This is a genomic window from Streptomyces sp. CA-146814 (genome assembly GCF_050942385.1).
Taxonomy (GTDB): Bacteria; Actinomycetota; Actinomycetes; order Streptomycetales; family Streptomycetaceae; genus Streptomyces.
In genome coordinates, this window is sequence record NZ_CP192068.1 from 1,516,017 (window position 1) to 1,536,548 (window position 20,532).

The following is a 20,532-nucleotide window of genomic DNA, read 5'->3' on the forward strand; positions in this document are numbered from 1 at the left end:
GCCTGAGAGGGTTCCTCGCCCGAGGGGCCTGTGCGCTCCGGGCCCACCCCGGAAAGGGTTCCGTCCTCAAATGCCGGACGGGCTGGAATGGCGCGGGTTTCGTCCTCAAGCGCGGGGCGGGCCATGTCTGGGGTCGGGCAGACCGTCAGCGGCATGTTCCAGGGGCCGACGCCCTCGGGCTCGGCTTCGGGCTTCAGCGGCGGGTTCGGGGTGGCGTCCACCCGGTGATTGTCGCCGGTCATACGGAAAGGCGCAGCCCACCCGGGGCTGCGCCTTGCTGCGTGTCGGCCGCGCCGGTCAGTGGGAGACCTGGGCCTCTCCGGCGCGCGCCCGGGCCTCCACCAGCTCGGCGGACTCCTTCGGCATGCCGAGGCCGGCCAGCCTCATGGCGTAACCGACGACGCCACCGGCGAAGATGACGGCGATACCGGCCCAGAAGCCGAGCGGGTTGGCCGCGACCATGAAGACGCCGGCGACGCAGAAGCCGATGAAGGCGATGATGACACCGGTCCAGGCGGCCGGGGTGTGTCCGTGGCTCGTGCCCGCCATGAGTTGCTCCTTGTTGATGTTGCGCAGTGGGTATCGCGGTGGGTGTCGCTGCAGCTGTCGCTCGGGGGACGGCTCCCCTCCATTGTCCCGTACGGGAGCACCGGGGGTACGCCGGGGGTCCACCCTCGTCCGGCGTTCAGCCTGTCGGGTCCTCGCCGCGGTCCAGGGCCTTCCACAGCTCCTCGGGCCGGTCCGGGTCCGGGGCGGTGCGGGGCGCCTTGCGGGGGCGCGGGGTGCCGTCGCGTTCGTACCGGCCCGACATCGTGGGCCAGCGGCTGCCGAAGCGGAGGGCGAGCAGCCCGGCGAGCAGGATCAGCAGGCCCCCGGCGGCGGTGACGTACGGCCAGGCGGTGTGGGTGAGGGCGTCGATGGTGGCGGCCGTGTCGCCGGTGGTGCGGGCGGCCTGCTCGTCGAGGGCCGAGCTGTCGGAGGCGCCCGCCCAGGCGCTGAGCGCGGCCCCGAGGCCGCTGAGGGCGAGCAGGGCGGCGACGAGGCGGCGGCCCGCGCCGCGGACGGCGAAGACGGCGACGAGGGCGGCCAGGCCGACGATCGCCAGGGCGGCCGGGGCGCCGGTGACGTCCCGGCCGTCGGCGGTCAGCGGCAGGGCGCCGCCGCCGGTGGCCGCGCGGCCCTCGGCCCAGATCTGGCCGGAGGCCAGGAGGACGACGGTCGCACCGGCCGCGCCCAGGAACAGTCCGGCCGCGAGGGACCGGCGGCCGCCCCGGCCGTCCGAGGAGTCGGCCGGGGAGTCGGGCGCGGGGTCGGCGGTGTCGGTACGGGGCTGGGGTACGGGAACAGCACTCACGCGTTCCACTATCCCCTACCGCCTCAGCGGTCGTGGAGCCGGTTGGCCGTATGGACCGCGCGCAGGACGGCGGCGGCCTTGTTGCGGCACTCGGTGTCCTCCGCGACCGGGTCCGAGTCCGCGACGACACCGGCGCCCGCCTGCACGTACGCCGTACCGTCGCGCAGCAGCGCGGTGCGGATGGCGATGGCGGTGTCGGAGTCCCCGGCGAAGTCGAGATAGCCGACGCAGCCTCCGTACAGTCCGCGCCGGCTCGGCTCCAGCTCCTCGATGATCTGCATGGCGCGGGGCTTGGGGGCGCCGGAGAGGGTGCCGGCGGGGAAGCAGGCGGTGAGGACGTCGAAGGCGGTGCGGTCCTCGGTGACGCGGCCGGTGACGGTGGAGACGATGTGCATCACGTGGGAGTACCGCTCGATCGACATGAAGTCGACGACCTCCACGCTGCCCGGTTCGCAGACCCGGCCCAGGTCGTTGCGGCCGAGGTCGACGAGCATGAGGTGCTCGGCACGCTCCTTGGGGTCGGCGAGCAGCTCCTCGGCGAGCGCCTGGTCCTCCTGCGGGGTGGCGCCGCGGTGCCGGGTCCCGGCGATCGGGTGGACCATCGCTCGGCCGTCCTCGACCTTGACGAGGGCCTCGGGGCTGGAGCCGACGACGTCGAACCCGTCGAAGCGGAAGAGGTACATGTACGGGGACGGGTTGGTGGCCCGCAGCACCCGGTAGACGTCCAGGGCGCTCGCGGTGCACGGGGTCTCGAAGCGCTGGGAGGGGACCACCTGGAAGGCTTCGCCGGCGCGGATGCGCTCCTTGATGTCCTCGACGGCCTCCTGGTAGGCCTCGCCGCCCCAGAGCGCGGTGTACGGCGGCAGCTCGGACGGCGGGAGAACGGCGGGGGCGTTCTCGACCGGGCGGCGCAGGTCCTGCTCCATCGCGTCGAGCCGGGCGACGGCGTCCGCGTACGCCTCGTCGACGCCCGTGGAGAGGTCGTTGTGGTTGATCGCGTTGGCGATCAGCAGGACGGTGCCGTTCTGGTGGTCGAGGACGGCGAGGTCCGAGGTGAGGAGCATGGTCAGCTCGGGCAGCTTCAGGTCGTCGCCGCCGTGCTCGCCGATCTTCTCCAGGCGGCGGACGACGTCGTAGCCGAGGTAGCCGACCATGCCGCCGGTGAACGGCGGCAGGCCCAGGTCGCTCACCAGGTCGCGCGGGGTGTGCAGGGTCTCGACGGTGGCGCGCAGGGCGTCGAGCGGGTCGCCGTCGACGGGGACGCCGACGGGCGGGGTGCCGAGCCAGTGGGCCGCGCCGTCGCGGGCGGTGAGGGTGGCGTCGCTGCGTACGCCGATGAAGGAGTAGCGCGACCAGGTGCGGCCGTTCTCCGCGGACTCCAGCAGGAAGGTGCCGGTGCGCTCGGCGGCGAGCTTGCGGTACAGGCCGACCGGGGTGTCGCCGTCCGCGAGGAGGCGGCGGCTGACAGGGACGACGCGCCGGTCGACGGCCAGCTTGCGGAAGGTGTCGAGATCCATGGCCGGACCTTAGCTGTCGAGGAGGGTGAGGACGTCGGCGTCGAAGCAGGTGCGGTCGCCGGTGTGGCAGGCGGCGCCCGTCTGGTCGACCTTGACCAGCACGGTGTCGGCGTCGCAGTCCAGCGCGACGGCCTTCACCCGCTGGATGTGGCCGGAGGTGTCGCCCTTGACCCAGTACTCCTGGCGGCTGCGCGACCAGTAGGTGGCCCGGCCCGTGGTGAGGGTGCGGTGCAGCGCCTCGTCGTCCATCCAGCCGAGCATCAGCACCTCGCCGGTGTCGTACTGCTGGGCGATGGCCGGGACCAGACCGTCGGCGCCGCGCTTGAGGCGGGCGGCGATGGCGGGATCGAGGCTGCTGGCGGGCGGTGTGGGGCCGGGCGTGCTGGTCATGGGCCCATTGTGCCGTGGCCGCGACCGGTCTCCGGGCGGACGTCCACTGGGCGGACCACGGGTGACGGTCGTACGCTGGCGGGCATGTCGACCCATGCGAAGCGTGAACGTCTTCTGCTCGCCGATCTGTTGGAAGCGGCCGGCCCCGAGGCCCCGACGCTGTGCGGGGGCTGGAAGACCCGCGATCTGGCGGCCCATGTGGTGGTCCGTGAGCGCCGCGCCGACGCGGCGGGCGGGCTGCTGATCTCCGCGCTGAAGAACCGTCTCGATCGGGTGCAGGCCGAGTTCGCGGCGAAGCCGTACGAGGAGCTGATCCAGCTGATCCGGACCGGCCCGCCCCGGTTCTCGCCGATGTCCCTCAAGCAGATCGACGAGGCGGCGAACACGGTGGAGTTCTTCGTGCACGCGGAGGACGTACGCCGGGCCCAGCCGGACTGGTCCCGGCGCGAGCTGGACCCGGTCTTCGCCGATGTGCTCTGGTCGCACACCGAGAAGACCTCCCGGATGCTGGGGCGCAAGTCCCCGGTGGGGCTCGTGCTGCGCCGCCCGGACGGCCGGACGGCGGTGGCCCACAAGGGCACCCCGGTGGTGACGGTGACCGGGGAGCCCGCGGAGCTGCTGCTGTTCGCGTTCGGCCGGCAGGACACGGCGGACGTGCAGGTGGAGGGCGAGAAGGAGGCGGTGGACCGGCTGCACCGGGCGGAGCTGGGGATGTAGTCCCGCTACCCGCCCAGCAGCCGCCGGGCCGCCAGGGCGAGGGAGACCTCCACGGCGTCGCGGGGGCGGGTGAGGCAGCGGCCGGTGAGCTGTTCGAAGCGGCGGAGCCGGTTGAGGACGGTGTTGCGGTGGCAGTAGAGCCGCGCACCCGCCCGCTGCGCCGAGCCGTCCGCGTCCAGCCAGGCGGTCAGGGTCTCCAGGATGACGTCCCGGTCCGAGGGGTCCAGCCGGTCCAGCGGGCCGAGCACCCGGTCGGCGAGGACGGAACCGAGGGCCGGGGACGAGACGACGAGGGCGTCCGGGAGGTGCTCGTCGAGTACGACGGTGCCCCCGGAGGCCGGGCAGGCGCGCAGGGCGGTCTCCGCCAGCCTCCGGGCGTCGCCGAGGGCGGCCAGGCCGTCGACGGCGGAGCCGATGCCGGTCCGGGTGCCGGCGGGGGCGTCCAGGGCGGCGGCGATGGCGCGCAGCTCGCCGGGGTCGCCCGGTTCGCCGGTGAGCCGGAGGATGGCGAACTCGGCGTCGGGTCCGGTGTGCCAGAGGGGGGTGGCGGGGGCCGCGTACGGGGGCCCGTCCGGTGCCGCGTACGGGGGCCCGTCCGGTCCCGCGTCCGGTGCCCCGGGCGGGGCTGCGCCCGGTGGCAGCGCGGCCGGCAGGGTCACCCGTGGCCGGGCAGGGGCCGGCTGCTGCGGTCCGCCGGATCGTACGGAGGCCACCGCGAGGACGGCGTACCGGCCCTGCTCCGGCAGCCCCAGCATCGCCGCCGCCTCGCAGAGGTCCGCGATCCGGGCGGTCCCGTCGAGCAGGGCCGCGATCATCAGCCGCTGCTGGTTCTCGCGCCGCCAGGAGAGCCGCCGCTCGGCCTGCCGGTAGGCGTCCGCGACGATCCCGCAGTGCTCGTCGACGAAGTTCCACACGTCGGCGGCGACATGGACGAGCAGCCGTACGTCGTCGGGGTCGCGGCGGGCCGTCTCGTCCACCAGGTCCTGCCAGACCATCGCGCCGCCCATCCGGAAGGCGTGCAGGACGGCGTCGAGCGGTACGCCCTGTCCGGCACGGATCTCGCCGATCCAGCGGGAGGTGCGGTGGGCGGCGTCGCGGAACTCCTTGGGCTGGAGGAGCGAGCCGACGTTGTGGCGCAGCGAGTGGTGGACCTCCTGCCAGACCTCGGCGCGGTCGGAGTCGATGGCCGCGCGGTAGCCGGGCTCCTGTTCGTACAGGGCCTCGACCAGCCGGTCGGTGAGGACCGGGAGCGAGGCGACGAGGACCCGGGCGGCCCGGTGCAGCACCTCGACGGCTTCGCGGTCGGCCAGGGAACGGAAGCGCTGGGGCAACGGCGCCGCGGGGTGGGTGCCGTGCAGCACCGCGAACCGAGGACGTACGACCTGTGGCATGGCGGCCTCCACCGGAGATCGACCGGGCGATCCTGACGCCCGCAGAATGGCATACCGCCCGGTCGGTACCTAGGGGTCTGCGCGGAACTTGTCATCACGGTCTCGCAACCACCGGCCTTCACGGGTCCTCGGGACCCAGCAGCCGGGCCAGTTCGGTGCGGGAGCGGATGGCGAGGGCGGCGAAGACGTTGCGCAGGTGGTGGTCGACCGTGCGCGGGCTGAGCGAGAGCCGGAGCGCGACCTCGCGGTTGGTGGCTCCCTCGGCGACGCAGCGGGCGATGCGCTGCTGCTGCGGGGTGAGGGCGGAGAGCACATCGCCCGCGGCGGGCCGCACCGACGGGCCCTGCTCCCCCGCCGCCCGTAACTCCCCGGCCGCCCGCTCCGCCCACGCGCGGGCCGAGCAGCGCTGGAAGGCGACCAGGGCGTCGCGCAGCGGGGTGCGGGCCTCGCGGGTACGTCGGCGGCGGCGCAGCCACTGCCCGTACAGGAGCTGGGTGCGGGCCCGTTCGAAGTCGCCGCCGGCCCGGTCGTGGTGGGCCAGGGCCTCCGCGTACCGGGCGTCGGCCTCCTCCGCCGGTGCCAGCAGGGCGCGGCAGCGGGCCAGTTGGGCGGGGGCCTGAGGGTCGGTGGTCCGGGTGGTCCACCGGGCGAACTCGGCCACGGCGGCGCGGAGTTCGCCGGCCTCCTCCCCTCCTCTTCCGCCGAGGACGGCGGCCTCGACATAGCAGGGCACGGCGAGCATCCGGGCGGCGAAGTGGCCTTGCCGTGGCCCGGGGCGCACCAGCGGTCCGAGCCGGGCGGCGGCCTCGTCGGAGCGCCCGGCGGCCAGATCGGCGCGGGCCCGGGCCCAGGTGGCGAGGGTGGCGGCCTGGGCGAGCCCGTGCGGTCCCGCACCGGCCAGTGCGGCGTCGCTGTGGGCGGCGCAGGCCTCGGCGGGCCCTTCCACGGAGGCGGCGAGCGCGAGGACGGCGTGGAGGTGGACGGAGCTGTTGGGCTGCCCGGTACGGCGTGCCGCGTGCAGCCCTTCCAGCGCATGGGCGCGGGCGGCGGCGTGGCGCCCGGCCCGCAGCTCGGCGTAGGCGAGGTGCTCCAGCGCCTGCGGCAGCAGGGCGTCGGGCCCCTTGGCCCGTACGGCGGCGAGCGCCCGCGCCCCGGTCCGGCAGGCGACGGCGACCTCCCCGAGGACGAGCGCGGCGACTCCGGCGCGGAGGAGGGCGGCGGGTGCCGGGTCCACCGGGTCGAGGCACTGGCGGAGCAGCGCGTGCCCCGCCGCCGTACGTCCGGCGAGCACCGCGCACATCCCGGCCCGATAGGCGGCGGACACACGGTCGTACGGGTCCGGCTCGACGCGCGCCATGGCCTCCAGGTAACCGGCCGCGTCGCCCATCACCCAGGCCGCCTCCGCCGCACCGACGAGGGCGTCGAGGGCCCGCCGGGGGTCGTACGGGCCGAGCAGTTCGGCTGCGGCGAGGAGGGCTTCGTGAGCGTCGGCGGCGGGCCCGGTGCGCAGGGCGAGCAGGCCGTGGACGTACGGGGCGAGGCCGTGGCGGGGCTCGCCCGCGGAGGGACCGGTCCGGGCCAGCAGGGCGCGCGCGAGGGCCGGGTCACCGGAGAGGGCCGCCTGCTCGGCCGCCGCCGCGAACCGGGCCGAGCGCAGGGGCTGGTCGACGGCGAGGGCAGCGGCACGGGCGAGGGCCGAGGAGCGCTGGGCGTGGGGGTACGGGGAGGTCGCGGCGGCCTCCAGGCGGGCGGCGAGCGCGTGGTCCGGGCCGGAGGCGGCGCAGGAGAGCTGGACGAGGGAGGCGAGGGGGACGCGATGGCCCCCGGTCTCCGCCAGCAACGCGGCGAGCAGCTCGTGGGCGGCTCGGCGGCAGGCGGGTGAGGCGTGGTGCAGGACCGCGCGGGCGTCCAGCGGGTGGCTGAAGTGGACCCGGCTGCCCGCCCGTTGGAGGAACCCCTCGGTGGCGGCCGAGCCGAACAGGACGCCGTCCAGGAAGTCCCGGGGCAGCCCGGTCCGGGTGCCGGCGCGCAACAGGAGCAACGCGTCCGCCCCGGCGCCGGCGGGCTCGTGCTCCTGGGCGGCGGCGGCAAGGAGGAGCAGCGCCCTGGTGTGCGCCGGGAGCCCGTCGAGCCGGTCCGCGTGCGCGGCCAGCACGCCCTCGGCGCCGGGCAGCGGACACGGCAGCGGAGTACGCCCGGCGAGCTGGTCCGGGGTGAGGCGGCCGGTGAGCGCGGTGAGGAGACGCGGGTTGCCGGCCGCCTCCCGGAGGAGCTCGGCGCGGACGACCGGGTCGAGTCCCTCCGTACCGCTGAAAGCACCTGGCGCGCCGCAGGGGCGCTCCTCCGCACTTCCGGTCAGCCGGTCCAGCAGCGCCGCCGAGGCGTCCTCGTCCAGTGGGCCGAGCCGGAGTGCGGGCAGTCCGGCGAAGGCGGGGCCGTCGTCCGCCGTGATCAGGACGGCCGCCCGGCTGCCCGCGTCGAGGCCGCGGGCCGCGGAGATGAGGGCCGTGCGGGAGGCCCGGCCCCAGGTGTGGGCGTCGTCGGCGCAGACCAGCAGGGGGCGCCCGGCGGCCAGTTCGCGCAGCGCCTCGGGGGCCGGCAGGCCGCGTCCGTCCGCGTGCAGCACCGGGCCCCGGGGGCGGTGCGCGGCGGCCGCTTCGTGGAGCAGTGCGGTGCGGCCGAGGCCGGGCGGTGCCGCCAGCACGAGAGCGCTGCCGTCCCCCTGCCACAGCCGCGCCAAAAAGCCTTCCAGGATGGCGAGTTCACCGCTGCGGCCGTACAGCCGGAGCGGACTGCGCACGGTCGTCGATGGGGTCACATCGGCACGGTACGGTCGCCCCACCGACGGAGGAAGGCGCGCGTCCGGTCAGCGGTGCGGGCTCCCAGCCGAACGGCTCCGGTGCTGTGCGCGGGCACAGCACCGGAGCCGCCGGAAGGAGCCTTTCCAGGACGTGCGCGGGTCTACGACGTGTGCGGGCAGGTGCCCCGGTACTCCGCGATGGTGAGGCTCGGCCGCGGGATCGGGCAGAGGAACTGCTCGTAGCGGGTGTCGTTGTCGATGAAGCGCTTCAGCCACGAAAGGCTGTACTTGGCGATCGTGGTGTTGGACGAGTTGGGCGTGAAGTGCGAGGCGCCCCGCAGCTCCAGGTACGCCTTGTCCAGCGACCCGGGCAGCGACTGGTAGAACGGCTCGGAGTGCGAGGCGACCGGGGCCACCGTGTCGCCGTCCGCTCCCACCACCAGGGTGGGCGTGCGGAGTTCGGGCCAGGTCTTGTCGGTGTTCCAGCCGGTCAGCGGGATGGCCGCCTTCAACGACGTACGGCTCTTGGCGGCCTCCAGCGAGCCGCCGCCGCCCATCGAGTGGCCCATCACACCGAGCCGGCTCGCGTCGACCCGGGTCCGTACCGAGCTGCGCTGGGTCAGGTAGTCCAGCGCGGAGAGGAGTTGGCGGCCCCGGCTGTCGGGCTGGTCGAGGGTGGTGTTGGTGTCGATGGTGAAGACCACGAAGCCCTGGGACGCCAGGCGTGGGCCGAGCCAGGCGATGGAGGACTGGTAGGCGGTGAACCCGGGCGAGATGACGACCGCGCCGAAGGTGCCGTCGGCGGTGGAGGTCGGGTAGTAGATCGTGCCGCCGCCGAATCCGCTCACGGCGAGCGAGGAGACGGAGGTCTGGGAGGTGGCGTACGAGCCGCGGCTGGCCTCGATGGAGGCGTTGGTGGGGGCCGGGCCGCGCTCGTAGGGGTTGGCGGCGACGGCCTGGGCGCCGGGTGCCAGGCCGGTCAGCAGGAGGCCGGCGGTGGCCGCGGCGGTCACGAAACCGGTGAGGGTGGGGAAGCGGCTCGGGCGTGGGGCCTGTCGGCGTGCGAGGAGGTGCTGCTGCACGGGGGGATCCTCTCGGTGGTGGCGGGGGGAACCACACCACGCGGAGGCCCATGAGCCCGTCGTCCGGGGGCTGTCGGGGTGCGCCGCGTGGCTGCCGTCGTCGTTCGTCGGCGGTCGCCACTCTCACGGTGCGTCCCGTGCGCACGCATCGGCGGTATCACCGGTCTTCGCGGACCGGTGATACCGCCTCAGCTCCTTAGGTGCTCAGCGGACCGGCTGTCCCGCTTCCCGCAGCGCGTCCTTCACCTGCGAGATCCGCAGGTCGCCGAAGTGGAACACCGACGCGGCCAGCACCGCGTCCGCGCCCGCCTCGATGGCCGGGGCGAAGTCGGCGAGGCGGCCCGCGCCGCCGGAGGCGATGACGGGGACGGTCACGTGCTTCCGTACCGCCTCGATCATCTCGGTGTCGTAGCCGTCCTTCGTGCCGTCCGCGTCCATCGAGTTGAGCAGGATCTCGCCCGCGCCCAGCTCGGCGGCGCGGTGCGCCCACTCGACGGCGTCGATGCCGGTGCCCTTGCGGCCGCCGTGGGTGGTGACCTCGAAGGTGCCCTCCGGGGTGCGGCGGGCGTCGACCGAGAGCACCAGGACCTGGCGGCCGAAGCGTTCGGCGATCTCGCGGATGAGGTCGGGGCGGGCGATGGCGGCGGTGTTGACGCCGACCTTGTCCGCTCCGGCGCGCAGCAGCTTGTCCACGTCGTCGGGGGTGCGGACGCCGCCGCCGACGGTGAGCGGGATGAAGACCTGCTCCGCCGTGCGGCGGACCACGTCGTACGTCGTCTCGCGGTCGCCGCTGGAGGCGGTGATGTCCAGGAAGGTCAGCTCGTCCGCGCCCTCGGCGTCGTACAGCTTGGCCATCTCGACGGGGTCGCCCGCGTCGCGCAGGTTCTGGAAGTTGACACCCTTGACGACCCGGCCGTTGTCGACGTCCAGGCAGGGGATGACCCGTACGGCGAGCGTCACTTCGCGCCTCCTCGGTAGGCCTCGATCTCGACCTCGACGACCAGGCTCGGGTCGACGAACCCGGACACGATGATCATGGAGGCGGCGGGGCGTACCGCGTCGAACAGCTCCTTGTGGGCGCGGCCGATGTCCTCCACGTCCCGGGCGTGCGTGAGGTACATCCGGGTGCGGACGACGTCCTCGCGGCCGAGGCCGACCTGCTCCAGCGCGGCGAAGGCGACGTCGAAGGCGGTGATCGCCTGCTCGTACGGGGAGCCGGCGGCGATCTCGCCGTTGATCACGGAGGTGCAGCCGGCCACCAGGACGAGGCCGTTGGGGAGTTCGACCGCGCGCGAGTAGCCGAACTTCTCCTCCCAGGGGGCGCCGGTGGAGATCCGGCGTACGGAGGTGGCGGCATCGCTCATGCGGCGACCGCCTTCAGCGCCTCTTCCAGCGTGAACTCCTTCGCGTACAGCGCCTTGCCGACGATCGCGCCCTCGACGCCTTCGGGGACGAGGAGCGAGATGGCGCGGAGGTCGGCGAGCGAGGAGACGCCGCCGGAGGCGACGACCGGGCGGTCGGTGACGGCGCAGACGTCGCGCAGGAGGCCGAGGTTGGGGCCCTGGAGGGTGCCGTCCTTGGCGATGTCGGTGACGACGTACCGCGCGCAGCCCTCGGCGTCGAGGCGGGCGAGGGTCTCGTAGAGGTCGCCGCCGTCGCGGGTCCAGCCGCGGCCGCGCAGGGTGGTGCCCCGGACGTCGAGGCCGACGGCGATCTTGTCGCCGTGCTCGGCGATGACCTTGGCGACCCACTCGGGGGTCTCCAGGGCGGCGGTGCCGAGGTTGACGCGGCGGCAGCCGGTGGCGAGGGCGGCGGCGAGCGAGGCGTCGTCGCGGATGCCGCCGGAGAGCTCCACCTTGATGTCCATGGCCCCGGCGACCTCGGCGATCAGGTCCCGGTTGTCACCGGTGCCGAAGGCGGCGTCCAGGTCGACGAGGTGCAGCCACTCGGCGCCGGCGGACTGCCAGGCGAGGGCGGCCTCCAGCGGGGAGCCGTAGGAGGTCTCGGAGCCGGACTCGCCGTGGACGAGGCGGACGGCCTGGCCGTCACGGACGTCGACGGCGGGGAGCAGTTCAAGCTTCGGCATTACAGCGTCTCGATCCAGTTGGTCAGCAGCTGGGCGCCGGCATCGCCGGACTTCTCGGGGTGGAACTGGGTGGCCCACAGCGCGCCGTTCTCCACGGCGGCCACGAACCGTTCGCCGTGCGTGGCCCAGGTGACCTTGGGCGCACGGATCTTGGCGTTGGTGACTTCGAGGGACCAGTCGTGCGCCGCGTAGGAGTGCACGAAGTAGTAGCGGGCCTCGGCGTCCAGGCCGGCGAAGAGCCGGGAGTCCTCGGGGGCGTCCACGGTGTTCCAGCCCATGTGCGGGACGACATCCGCCTTCAGCGGGCCGACCGTACCGGGCCATTCGTCCAGGCCCTCGGTCTCCACGCCGTGCTCGATGCCCCGCTCGAAGAGGATCTGCATCCCGACGCAGATGCCCATCACCGGGCGGCCGCCGGAGAGCCTGCGGCCCACGATCCAGTCGCCGCGGGCCCGCTTCAGCCCCTCCATGCAGGCGGAGAACGCGCCGACGCCGGGGACGAGGAGCCCGTCGGCGTTCATCGCGCGGTCGAAGTCACGGGTGATCTCGACGTCCGCGCCGACGCGGGCGAGAGCGCGTTCGGCGGAGCGGACGTTGCCGAAGCCGTAGTCGAAGACGACGACCTTCTTGGTGTCGGTCATGGTGCGCCCCTCAGTCCCACAGGCCCTGGATCCGCAGGATGCCCGCCACCAGGCACATCACGGAGCCGATCGACAGCAGCACGATGACGCCCTTGGGCATCCCCTGCTTGGCGAAGGAGTAGACGCCGCCGGCCAGGAAGAGGCCGACGACGATCAGGATGGTGTTGAGGCCGGTCACAGGGCGCCCTTCGTGGAGGGCAGGATGCCGGCGGCGCGGGGGTCGTGCTCGGAGGCGTACCGCAGGGCGCGGGCGAGCGCCTTGAACTGGCACTCCACGATGTGGTGCGCGTTGCGCCCGTACGGCACGTGGACGTGCAGGGCGATCTGCGCCTGCGCGACGAAGGACTCCAGGATGTGCCGGGTCATCGTCGTGTCGTACGCGCCGATCATCGGCGCCATCTTCTCGGGCTCGGTGTGCACAAGGTACGGGCGGCCGGAGAGGTCGACGGTGACCTGGGCGAGCGACTCGTCCAGCGGGACGGTGCAGTTGCCGAAGCGGTAGATGCCGACCTTGTCGCCGAGGGCCTGCTTGAAGGCGGCGCCGAGCGCCAGCGCGGTGTCCTCGATGGTGTGGTGGCTGTCGATGTGCAGGTCGCCCTCGGTCTTGACCGTGAGGTCGAAGAGGCCGTGGCGGCCGAGCTGGTCGAGCATGTGGTCGTAGAAGCCGACCCCGGTGGCGACATCGACCTTTCCGGTGCCGTCGAGGTTGATCTCGACCAGCACGGACGTTTCCTTCGTGGTGCGTTCCACGCGGCCTACGCGGGGGCTCATGCGTCGTGCTCCTTCTTGAGTTCGCGTACCGCATCGAGGAACGCGTCGTTCTCTGCCGGGGTTCCCGCGGTGACCCGCAGCCATCCCGGTACGCCGTTGTCCCGGACCAGGACGCCCCGGTCGAGGATGCTCTGCCAGACGGCGTGGCTGTCGTCGAAGCGGCCGAACTGGACGAAGTTGGCGTCCGACTCGGTGACCTCGTAGCCGATGGCGCGCAGCTCGGCCACCAGCCGGTCGCGCTCGCTCTTGAGCTGCGCGACGTACCCGAGCAGCGTATCGGTGTGCTCCAGGGCGGCGAGCGCGGTGGCCTGGGTGACGGAGGAGAGGTGGTACGGGAGCCGGACCAGCTGGACCGCGTCGACGACGGCCGGGTCGGCGGCGAGGTAGCCCAGGCGCAGCCCGGCGGCGCCGAACGCCTTGGACATGGTCCGCGAGACGATCAGGTTGCGGCGGCCCGCGATCAGCGGGAGGAGCGAGGCGTGGTGGCTGAACTCGCCGTACGCCTCGTCGACGACGACGACCGAGGGCCCGGCGGCCTGGGCGGCGTCGTACAGCGCGAGGACGGTGTCGGCGTTCACCGCCGTGCCGGTGGGGTTGTTGGGCGAGGTGATGAAGACGACCTCGGGGCGGTGCTCGGCGATGGCGGCGCGGGCGGCCTCCACGTCGATGGTGAAGTCCGCCGAGCGCGGGCCGGAGATCCAGCCGGTGCCGGTGCCGCGCGAGATCAGGGCGTGCATCGAGTACGAGGGTTCGAAGCCGATCGCGGTGCGGCCGGGCCCGCCGAAGGTCTGCAGCAGCTGCTGGAGGACCTCGTTGGAGCCGTTGGCGGCCCAGACGTGGGCTGCGGTGACCTCGTGTCCGGCGGTCCGCGTGAGGTAGCGGGCCAGCTCGGTGCGGAGCTCGACGGCGTCCCGGTCCGGGTAGCGGTTGAGGTCGCGGGCGGCCTCGCGGACGCGCTCGGCGATCCGGTCGACGAGCGCCTCGGGCAGCGGGTACGGGTTCTCGTTGGTGTTGAGGCGTACGGGGACGTCGAGCTGCGGCGCGCCGTACGGGGACTGGCCGCGCAGCTCGTCGCGGATGGGGAGCTCGTCCCAGGGGTTACGGGGGGTGGTGCCGACGTTCGTCACTGCTGGGGGACCTTCCATCCGAACCTGGCCTTGAGCGCGGCGCCGTGGGCGGGGAGGTCCTCCGCCTCGGCGAGGGTCACGACATGGTGGGTGACCTCGGCGAGCGCGTCGCGGCTGTAGTCGACGATGTGGATGCCGCGCAGGAAGGACTGCACGGAGAGGCCCGAGGAGTGGCAGGCGCAGCCGCCGGTGGGCAGGACGTGGTTGGAGCCGGCGCAGTAGTCGCCGAGCGAGACCGGGGACCAGGGACCGACGAAGATCGCTCCGGCGTTGCGGACCCGGTCGGCGACGGCGGCGGCGTCGGCGGTCTGGATCTCCAGGTGCTCGGCACCGTACGCGTCGACGACCTTGAGGCCGTCCGCGATGGACGAGACCAGCACGATCGCGGACTGGCGGCCGGCCAGCGCGGGCTCGATGCGGTCCTTGATGTGCTTGGTCGCGGCGACCTGGGGGGCCAGCTCCGCCTCGGTGGCGGCGGCCAGCTCCTCGGAGTCGGTGACCAGGACGGCGGCGGCCATCGGGTCGTGCTCGGCCTGGCTGATCAGGTCGGCGGCGACGTGCGCCGGGTCAGCGGTGGCGTCGGCGAGGATCGCGATCTCGGTGGGCCCGGCCTCGGCGTCGATGCCGATGCGGCCCTTGAGGAGGCGCTTGGCGGCGGCGACGTAGATGTTGCCGGGGCCGGTGACCAGGTTGACCGGGGGGCAGTCCTCGGTGCCGTACGCGAACATCGCGACGGCCTGGGCGCCGCCCGCCGCGTACACCTCGTCGACGCCGAGCAGGGCGCAGGCGGCGAGGATCGTGGGGTGCGGGAGGCCGCCGAAGTCTTTCTGGGGCGGGGAGGCGACGGCGACGCCTTCGACGCCCGCCTCCTGGGCCGGGACGACGTTCATCACGACGGAGGACGGGTAGACCGAGCGGCCGCCGGGGACGTAGAGCCCGACGCGCTCGACCGGGACCCACTTCTCGGTGACGGTGCCGCCGGGGACGACCTGGGTGGTGTGCGTGGTGCGGCGCTGCTCGCGGTGGACGAGGCGGGCGCGGCGGATCGACTCCTCCAGCGCGGCGCGGACGGCCGGGTCCAGCTCCTCCAGCGCCTGCTTCAGCGCCTCGGCGGGCACCCGGACCGACGAGATCCGGACACCGTCGAGCTTCTCCCCCCACTCGATCACTGCCGCGGAGCCACGATGGCGTACGTCCTCGCAGATGGGCCGCACCGTCTCCAGGGCGGCTTCCACGTCGAACTCGGCACGGGGCAGCAGGTCGCGCAGGGCCGCACCCTCGGGGAGGGTGTCGCCGCGCAGATCGATTCGAGAGATCACACCGCAATTCTCGCAGACCGCTCAGGAGCGCCGGTCGCCCGTATCACTGGCTGATACATGTCTCGGCCAACTCGGGCCGCACCGGTTGTCACTGCTGACCGATAGCTTTCACGCCGTGACGCAACGGGAAGAACAGCACTACAGCATGTGTGCACGGAGGGAGCGGCCGTGACCGAGCCGCACGAAGGCGATATCCCGGACGGGCTCAGCGCGGCGGAGCTGGGCATGTGGCAGTCCTTCCGGAACGGGACGACCTACGACTTACGTACGTACGACTCCGCCCGCAACGATCCGTTCGGCCCGCACTCCTGGGGGCCGGAGCGGAGTGTCGGCGCGCGGACGGTGGCGCGGCTGCTGCTGAGCGGGCCGCCGGCGCGGCCGGGCCGGGTGGCGGCGCTGAAGCTCCGGGGGGTGCGGATCACCGGGAAGCTGGATCTGGCGGGCGGGCGGGTCTCGCCGTACGTGGAGCTGACGGGGTGCCGTTTCGAGCAGGAGGTGGTGCTGCCGGAGTGCCACTTCACCACCCTGCGCATGGTGGGCTGCCTGCTGCCGCGGCTGGAGGCGGCCCGGCTGCACACGGAGGGCGATCTGCATCTGCCGCGCTGCCGGATCGACCGGGGCATCCGGCTGACCGACGCGCAGATCGGTACGGATCTGCTGATCAGCCAGCTGAGCGTGGGGCCGGACCGGCACGGCCGGGCCTTCGTCGGGGACGGCATGTCGGTGGCGCAGGACATCCAGGCCGAGATGATCGAGACGCACGGTGAGCTGAGTCTGCGCGGGGCGAAGGTGGGCGGCTCGCTGAGTCTGCGCGGCAGCCATCTGCGGGCGGCGGAGGACCGGCGCGCGCTGAACGCGCCGCAGCTGACGGTGGAGCGGACGCTGTACATGACCGAGGCGTGGGTGAGCGTCGACACCGGGAACCAGGGCACGACACCTCCGTACGGCGTGGTCTACGCGCCGACCCCGGCGCGTGGGACCCGGTCGCAGATCTTCGAGTGCAAGGGCGGGGTGCGGCTGGACGACGGGCGGTTCGGGGACGCGGTGGACCTGCACAAGGCCCGGTTCTCGATGACGCGGCAGGAGGAGCTGTCGCTGCGCCGGATCGTCACGCCGGAGCTGCGGTTCAACGCGGAGCGGCCGGAGGAGGGCCGGGTCGTGCTGAACGGCGCGAAGGTGGTGACGCTGATCGACCTGTCCACCAGCTGGCCGGGGCCCGGCGGTCTGGCTATGGGCGGATTCGTCTACGAGAACCTCGTCCCGTACGGCCACTTCCCGCTCTCGCGGCGGCTGGAGTGGGTGTCGGCGGCGACGCCGGAGTACGTCCCCGAGCCGTACGAGCGGCTCGCGACAGTGCTGCGCGGCAGCGGCGAGGACTCGGACGCGCGGGAGGTGCTGCTGGCCAAGCAGCGGCGCCGCCGGGAGACGCTGCCGCCGGCCGCGAAGGCGTGGGGGTTCCTCCAGGACTGGACGGTGGCGTACGGGTACCGGCCGGGGCGGGCGCTGGTGTGGATGGCGGTGCTGTGGGCGGCGGGCACGGCGGCCTTCTCGCGGTACGACCCGGCGTCGATCAAGAACGACGAGTCCCCCGAGTGGAATCCGGCGCTCTACGCCCTGGACCTCCTGATCCCGGTGATCAACCTCGGCCAGGACGGCTACTGGCGGATGGAGGGCGGCTGGCAGTGGGCCGCGGCCGCTCTGGTGCTCGTGGGGTGGGTTCTGGCCACGACGGTGGCTGCCGGAGCCTCCCGGCTGCTGCGCAGGGGCTGACCGAAAGGGCAGTTCGTACGGGGTGAGGGCGGCCGGGACCGGCGGGTCCGGGAGGTGTGCGGGGCCACTGTGGCGGCGGTGACGCGGTGACCGGAGGGTCATGTTCAAGCCACCACCGGACATTTCCTTTGCCCTTTCTTGACCCGGCCCGATACAACCCATGCACTCGGCACAGAAGCTTCACAGCGCACCCCTGGCGCGGCCCTCACCAGCGCTTTTCAATGGTCTGCACCATGGCCTTCCTTCGCGCTCTGCTCAGTACCGCGCGCATGATCCGGCACAGCCCTCCGCTGTCCGCCGGACTGCCCGCGGATGACGCCGTGCTGCTCGACGCCCCCGACGAGCGGCTCTCCCCGGCGCTGGTGGCGGCGGCCCTCGGCGACCACGAACCGGCCGCCAAGCTGCTGGCGACCACCCGGGACGCCGCCGACTGGGAGAACCGCGACCGCTACCTCGGCAGACTCGTCACCTTCGCCCGCCACCGGGACGGCTGGCTCACCGACTGGCTGGCCACGGCCCCGCGCGACCCGGACGCGCTGCTGGTCAAGGCGGAGCTCGCGGTCCGCCGGGCCTGGGAGTCGCCCGCCCGCGCGGAACGGCTCCACGAGGTCGGCCCGCTGATCACGGCCGCCGCCGAGGCGGACCCGCGCGACCCGGTGCCGTGGCGGCTCGCGCTGGACCACGCGCGCGGCAGCCACGCCACGCACACCTCCTTCGAGTCGCTGTGGGAACAGGCGATACGGCGCTCCGCGCACCACTACGGCTGTCATGTGGCGGCGCTGCGCTACCTCTCCGCCGCCTGGTACGGCTCGCACCGCGAGTGCTTCGACTTCGCCGAGCGGGCCGCCGAGGACGCCGTACCGCACTCGCTGGTGCAGGCCCTGCCGGTCCGGGCGGCCTTCGCGCTGCTCCTGGACGCGCAGGCGGTGGGCCGCACCACCTCCGTACTGGAGGAGCGGATCGACGCGGCGGCGGACGCGGCCATCCGGCTGTCGGCCGCCTACCGGCCCGGCGACCCGTGGCCCGCCGAGGTGCGCAACCTCCTCGCGTACGTGCTCCTCGCCCGTGGGCGCTGGGCCGAGGCGCTGGAGCAGTTCACGCTGATCGGGCAGCACGCGACGTCGTTCCCGTGGTCCTCGGTCTCCGACGACGCCCTGGGCCGGTTCCTCGACGCACGGGACGGCGCGCGGCTCCAGGTGGCCTCCGTGACGCCCTTGCGCGGCCGGGCCGACCGCGGACGTCCGCGTGGCCATTACGCTTGAGCGTTGTGACCACCGCCCGTCTCCCCCTTTTCCCGCTCAACACGGTGCTGTTCCCGGGCCTCGTGCTGCCGCTCAACGTCTTCGAGGAGCGCTACCGCGCCATGATGCGGGAGCTGCTGAAGAGCGACGAGGACGAACCTCGCCGCTTCGTCGTGGTCGCGATCCGCGACGGCCGCGAGACCGCGGTGACGGGCACCGGCATGCCGGACCCCGTCGCCTCCGCGCCTCCCGCCGAGCGCGCTCCGGCCGAGGGCTTCGGCCCCGACCCGATCCAGACCTTCCACCGGGTCGGCTGCGTCGCCGACGCGGCGACCATCCGCGAGCGGCCGGACGGCAGCTTCGAGATCCTGGCCACCGGCACCACCCGGGTCCGGCTGCTCTCCGTCGACGCGAGCGGCCCGTATCTGACCGCCGAGGTCGAGGAGGTCACCGAGGAGCCGCCCGCCGAGGACGAGGCCGACGAGGCCGGAGCCCTCGCCGAAGGCGTGCTGCGGGCGTTCCGCGCCTACCAGAAGCGGCTGGCCGGAGCGACCGAGCGCTCGCTCGCCACCGGCACCGAGCTGCCCGACGACCCGTCCGTCGTCTCCTACCTGGTCGCGGCGGCCACCGTCCTGGACGTCCCGACCAGGCAGCGCCTCCTCCAGGCCCCGGACACCGCGACCCGGCTGCGCGAGGAGCTGACGCTGCTGCGCCGGGAGACGGCGGTCATCCGCCACCTCCCGTCACTGCCCGCGCCGGACCTGACCCGCGCCCCGACGCACCCCAACTGACCAAGGACTCCCCACCGGTGGCGAAGAAGCCGAAGAAGCAGTCGGGCGGCACCCCCGCCACGGTCGCCCTGACCGAGGCGGGCACCGCCTTCACGGTCCACGCCTACCACCACGACCCGGCGGCCCCCTCCTACGGCGAGGAGGCCGCCGAGGCCATGGGCGTCTCCCCCGACCGGGTCTTCAAGACCCTGGTCGCGGAGGTCGACGGCGAACTGACGGTCGCGGTCGTCCCGGTGGCCGGCTCCCTGGACCTCAAGGCCCTGGCGGCGGCGGTGGGCGGCAAACGCGCCACGATGGCGGACCCGACGGCGGCGGAACGCACGACGGGCTACGTCCGCGGCGGCATCTCCCCGCTGGGCCAGCGCAGACGCCTGCGTACGGTGCTGGACGCGTCGGCCCGCTCACACGCCACGATCTGCGTCTCGGCGGGCCGCCGGGGCCTGGAGGTGGAGCTGGCGGCGGAGGATCTGGCGGGGCTGACGGGGGCGGTGTTCGCGGAGATCGGGCGCCCCTAGGGCCTGTCGTCAAATGTCACGCCCACATCAGGAGTGACGCGAGCGTGACAGCTGCTTCGTAGGACTCGGCAGTCTTGTCGTACCGGGTGGCGATCCCGCGCCACTGCTTCAGGCGGTTGAAGCACCGTTCCACGACGTTGCGGTGCTTGTAGACCTCGCGGTCGAAGGCCGGCGGGCGGCCTCCGCGGCTGCCTCGCCGGGCCCGGTTGCGGGCCTGGTCGGCCCGTTCGGGAATCGTGTGGGCGATGCCCTTGCGACGGAGCCAGGCGCGGATCGCCTTCGAGCTGTAGCCCTTGTCGCCCAGGACGTGATCGGGCCGGACCCGGGGACGGCCGGGTCCGATCCGGGGCACGCGGATCGCTTCCATCACGGCGGTGAACCGGGTGCAGTCGTTGGTGTTTCCACCCGTGACCACGAATGCCAGGGGTCGGCCCCGCCCGTCACAGGCCAGGTGGATTTTGCTGGTCAGACCGCCTCTTGACCGGCCGAGGGCCGGGTCGCGGAGCCCCCTTTTCGGGCCCCGGCCGCGTGCTGGTGAGCGCGGACGATCGTCGAGTCGACGGACACCAGCCAGTCGACGTCGCCCGCCGCATCCGCTTTCGCCTGGGCGGCGCGGAGCATCCGGTCGAACGTCCCGTCCGCCGCCCACCTGCGGAAACGCGTATGCAGCGTGGCCCACGGGCCATAGCGCTCGGGCACGTCCCGCCAGGCCGTCCCGGTCCGGAACTTCCACACGATCCCGTTCAGGACCCTGCGATCGTCCAACCGCTTGCGTCCCCGCAACGACGCGGGCAGCAGCGGCCGGACGAACTCCCACTCGGCATCCGACAGTTCATGGCGACGTATCACGACACCATGATCCACCAGCGGTGATCATTTGAAGACACTGCCTAGGCCCTCCCGGGGGCGGAGCCCCGATCTGTAGCCCCTCCGGCGCTTGAGGAGCGGGGCCCGGGGCAGCACCTGAAACCCAGCCCCTCCGGCGCTTGAGGAGCGGGGTCCGGGGCAGCGCCCCGAAAC

Annotated in this window: 21 protein-coding genes; 5 read left to right on the forward strand and 16 right to left on the reverse strand. The window is 73.5% G+C overall.

Features of this window, described 5'->3' with window-relative positions:
* Window positions 1-297 precede the first annotated feature (297 nt).
* The 4 genes from ACQP09_RS06710 to hisI all read right to left on the reverse strand — a co-directional run bounded on the left by ACQP09_RS06710 (window position 298) and on the right by hisI (window position 3,261).
* On the reverse strand, window positions 298-549 hold the full coding sequence (locus ACQP09_RS06710) for an HGxxPAAW family protein (protein WP_432148105.1): 252 nt from the start codon (window positions 547-549) through the stop codon (window positions 298-300).
* 136 nt (window positions 550-685) lie between these two features.
* Window positions 686-1,363, reverse strand: a complete 678-nt coding sequence (locus ACQP09_RS06715) for a TIGR02234 family membrane protein (protein WP_433396727.1) — start codon at window positions 1,361-1,363, stop codon at window positions 686-688.
* A gap of 14 nt (window positions 1,364-1,377) precedes the next feature.
* Complete coding sequence (locus tag ACQP09_RS06720) at window positions 1,378-2,871, reverse strand: anthranilate synthase component I (RefSeq protein ID WP_433396729.1); 1,494 nt, start codon at window positions 2,869-2,871, stop codon at window positions 1,378-1,380.
* Between the two features lie 9 nt (window positions 2,872-2,880).
* Complete coding sequence (gene hisI, locus ACQP09_RS06725) at window positions 2,881-3,261, reverse strand: phosphoribosyl-AMP cyclohydrolase (RefSeq protein ID WP_433396730.1); 381 nt, start codon at window positions 3,259-3,261, stop codon at window positions 2,881-2,883.
* Between the two features lie 84 nt (window positions 3,262-3,345).
* On the opposite strand from hisI, the gene ACQP09_RS06730 reads away from it, so the two are divergent.
* Entirely contained in the window at window positions 3,346-3,978 is a 633-nt protein-coding gene (locus ACQP09_RS06730) for a TIGR03085 family metal-binding protein (protein ID WP_433396732.1), read from the forward strand.
* 5 nt (window positions 3,979-3,983) lie between these two features.
* On the opposite strand, the gene ACQP09_RS06735 is transcribed toward ACQP09_RS06730, so the two are convergent.
* The 11 genes from ACQP09_RS06735 to hisD form a co-directional block, all read right to left on the reverse strand.
* Entirely contained in the window at window positions 3,984-5,369 is a 1,386-nt protein-coding gene (locus ACQP09_RS06735) for a PucR family transcriptional regulator (protein WP_433396734.1), read from the reverse strand.
* Window positions 5,370-5,487: 118 nt separating this feature from the next.
* Entirely contained in the window at window positions 5,488-8,187 is a 2,700-nt protein-coding gene (locus ACQP09_RS06740; protein WP_433396736.1) for a LuxR C-terminal-related transcriptional regulator, read from the reverse strand.
* 143 nt (window positions 8,188-8,330) lie between these two features.
* A complete protein-coding gene (gene bdeA, locus ACQP09_RS06745; protein WP_433396738.1) occupies window positions 8,331-9,251 on the reverse strand; it encodes a bis(hydroxyethyl) terephthalate hydrolase in 921 nt (306 codons plus the stop codon).
* A gap of 204 nt (window positions 9,252-9,455) precedes the next feature.
* Window positions 9,456-10,211 (reverse strand): imidazole glycerol phosphate synthase subunit HisF, encoded by a 756-nt coding sequence (gene hisF, locus ACQP09_RS06750; RefSeq protein WP_151512858.1) that lies wholly within the window; start codon window positions 10,209-10,211, stop codon window positions 9,456-9,458.
* Window positions 10,208-10,615 (reverse strand): RidA family protein, encoded by a 408-nt coding sequence (locus tag ACQP09_RS06755; protein WP_433396740.1) that lies wholly within the window; start codon window positions 10,613-10,615, stop codon window positions 10,208-10,210. The genes hisF and ACQP09_RS06755 overlap by 4 nt, the downstream gene beginning before the upstream one ends.
* Complete coding sequence (gene priA / locus ACQP09_RS06760) at window positions 10,612-11,337, reverse strand: bifunctional 1-(5-phosphoribosyl)-5-((5-phosphoribosylamino)methylideneamino)imidazole-4-carboxamide isomerase/phosphoribosylanthranilate isomerase PriA (protein ID WP_018512033.1); 726 nt, start codon at window positions 11,335-11,337, stop codon at window positions 10,612-10,614. Before priA ends, ACQP09_RS06755 begins: the two co-directional genes overlap by 4 nt.
* On the reverse strand, window positions 11,337-11,978 hold the full coding sequence (gene hisH / locus ACQP09_RS06765; RefSeq protein WP_433396743.1) for an imidazole glycerol phosphate synthase subunit HisH: 642 nt from the start codon (window positions 11,976-11,978) through the stop codon (window positions 11,337-11,339). The genes priA and hisH overlap by 1 nt, the downstream gene beginning before the upstream one ends.
* 10 nt (window positions 11,979-11,988) lie before the next feature.
* Window positions 11,989-12,156, reverse strand: coding sequence for a hypothetical protein (locus tag ACQP09_RS06770; protein ID WP_003969742.1), 168 nt, complete (start codon window positions 12,154-12,156; stop codon window positions 11,989-11,991).
* Window positions 12,153-12,749 carry an imidazoleglycerol-phosphate dehydratase HisB gene (hisB, locus tag ACQP09_RS06775; protein WP_030583332.1) on the reverse strand — a complete coding sequence of 199 codons (597 nt, stop codon included), beginning with the start codon at window positions 12,747-12,749 and terminating at the stop codon, window positions 12,153-12,155. The genes ACQP09_RS06770 and hisB overlap by 4 nt, the downstream gene beginning before the upstream one ends.
* The gene (locus ACQP09_RS06780) at window positions 12,746-13,876 is read right to left on the reverse strand and encodes a histidinol-phosphate transaminase (RefSeq protein WP_433396745.1); all 1,131 of its coding nucleotides are present in this window, start codon (window positions 13,874-13,876) and stop codon (window positions 12,746-12,748) included. Before ACQP09_RS06780 ends, hisB begins: the two co-directional genes overlap by 4 nt.
* Window positions 13,873-15,195 carry a histidinol dehydrogenase gene (hisD, locus tag ACQP09_RS06785; protein WP_433396747.1) on the reverse strand — a complete coding sequence of 441 codons (1,323 nt, stop codon included), beginning with the start codon at window positions 15,193-15,195 and terminating at the stop codon, window positions 13,873-13,875. The genes ACQP09_RS06780 and hisD overlap by 4 nt, the downstream gene beginning before the upstream one ends.
* Before the next feature lie 168 nt (window positions 15,196-15,363).
* On the opposite strand from hisD, the gene ACQP09_RS06790 reads away from it, so the two are divergent.
* The 4 genes from ACQP09_RS06790 to ybaK all read left to right on the forward strand — a co-directional run bounded on the left by ACQP09_RS06790 (window position 15,364) and on the right by ybaK (window position 19,512).
* On the forward strand, window positions 15,364-16,965 hold the full coding sequence (locus ACQP09_RS06790) for an oxidoreductase (protein ID WP_433396749.1): 1,602 nt from the start codon (window positions 15,364-15,366) through the stop codon (window positions 16,963-16,965).
* 221 nt (window positions 16,966-17,186) lie between these two features.
* Window positions 17,187-18,227 carry a hypothetical protein gene (locus ACQP09_RS06795; protein WP_432148119.1) on the forward strand — a complete coding sequence of 347 codons (1,041 nt, stop codon included), beginning with the start codon at window positions 17,187-17,189 and terminating at the stop codon, window positions 18,225-18,227.
* A 5-nt stretch (window positions 18,228-18,232) separates the two neighbouring features.
* Window positions 18,233-18,997, forward strand: coding sequence for an LON peptidase substrate-binding domain-containing protein (locus tag ACQP09_RS06800; protein WP_433396751.1), 765 nt, complete (start codon window positions 18,233-18,235; stop codon window positions 18,995-18,997).
* Window positions 18,998-19,014: 17 nt separating this feature from the next.
* Complete coding sequence (gene ybaK, locus ACQP09_RS06805; protein ID WP_433396753.1) at window positions 19,015-19,512, forward strand: Cys-tRNA(Pro) deacylase; 498 nt, start codon at window positions 19,015-19,017, stop codon at window positions 19,510-19,512.
* A 16-nt stretch (window positions 19,513-19,528) separates the two neighbouring features.
* Here ybaK and ACQP09_RS06810 read toward each other — a convergent pair.
* Window positions 19,529-20,358 (reverse strand): IS5 family transposase gene (locus ACQP09_RS06810; RefSeq protein ID WP_433406508.1). Its coding sequence is split into 2 segments (ribosomal slippage): window positions 19,529-20,014 and window positions 20,017-20,358, totalling 828 coding nucleotides; the frame shifts between segments, so codons are not numbered across the junction.
* Window positions 20,359-20,532: the final 174 nt, after the last annotated feature.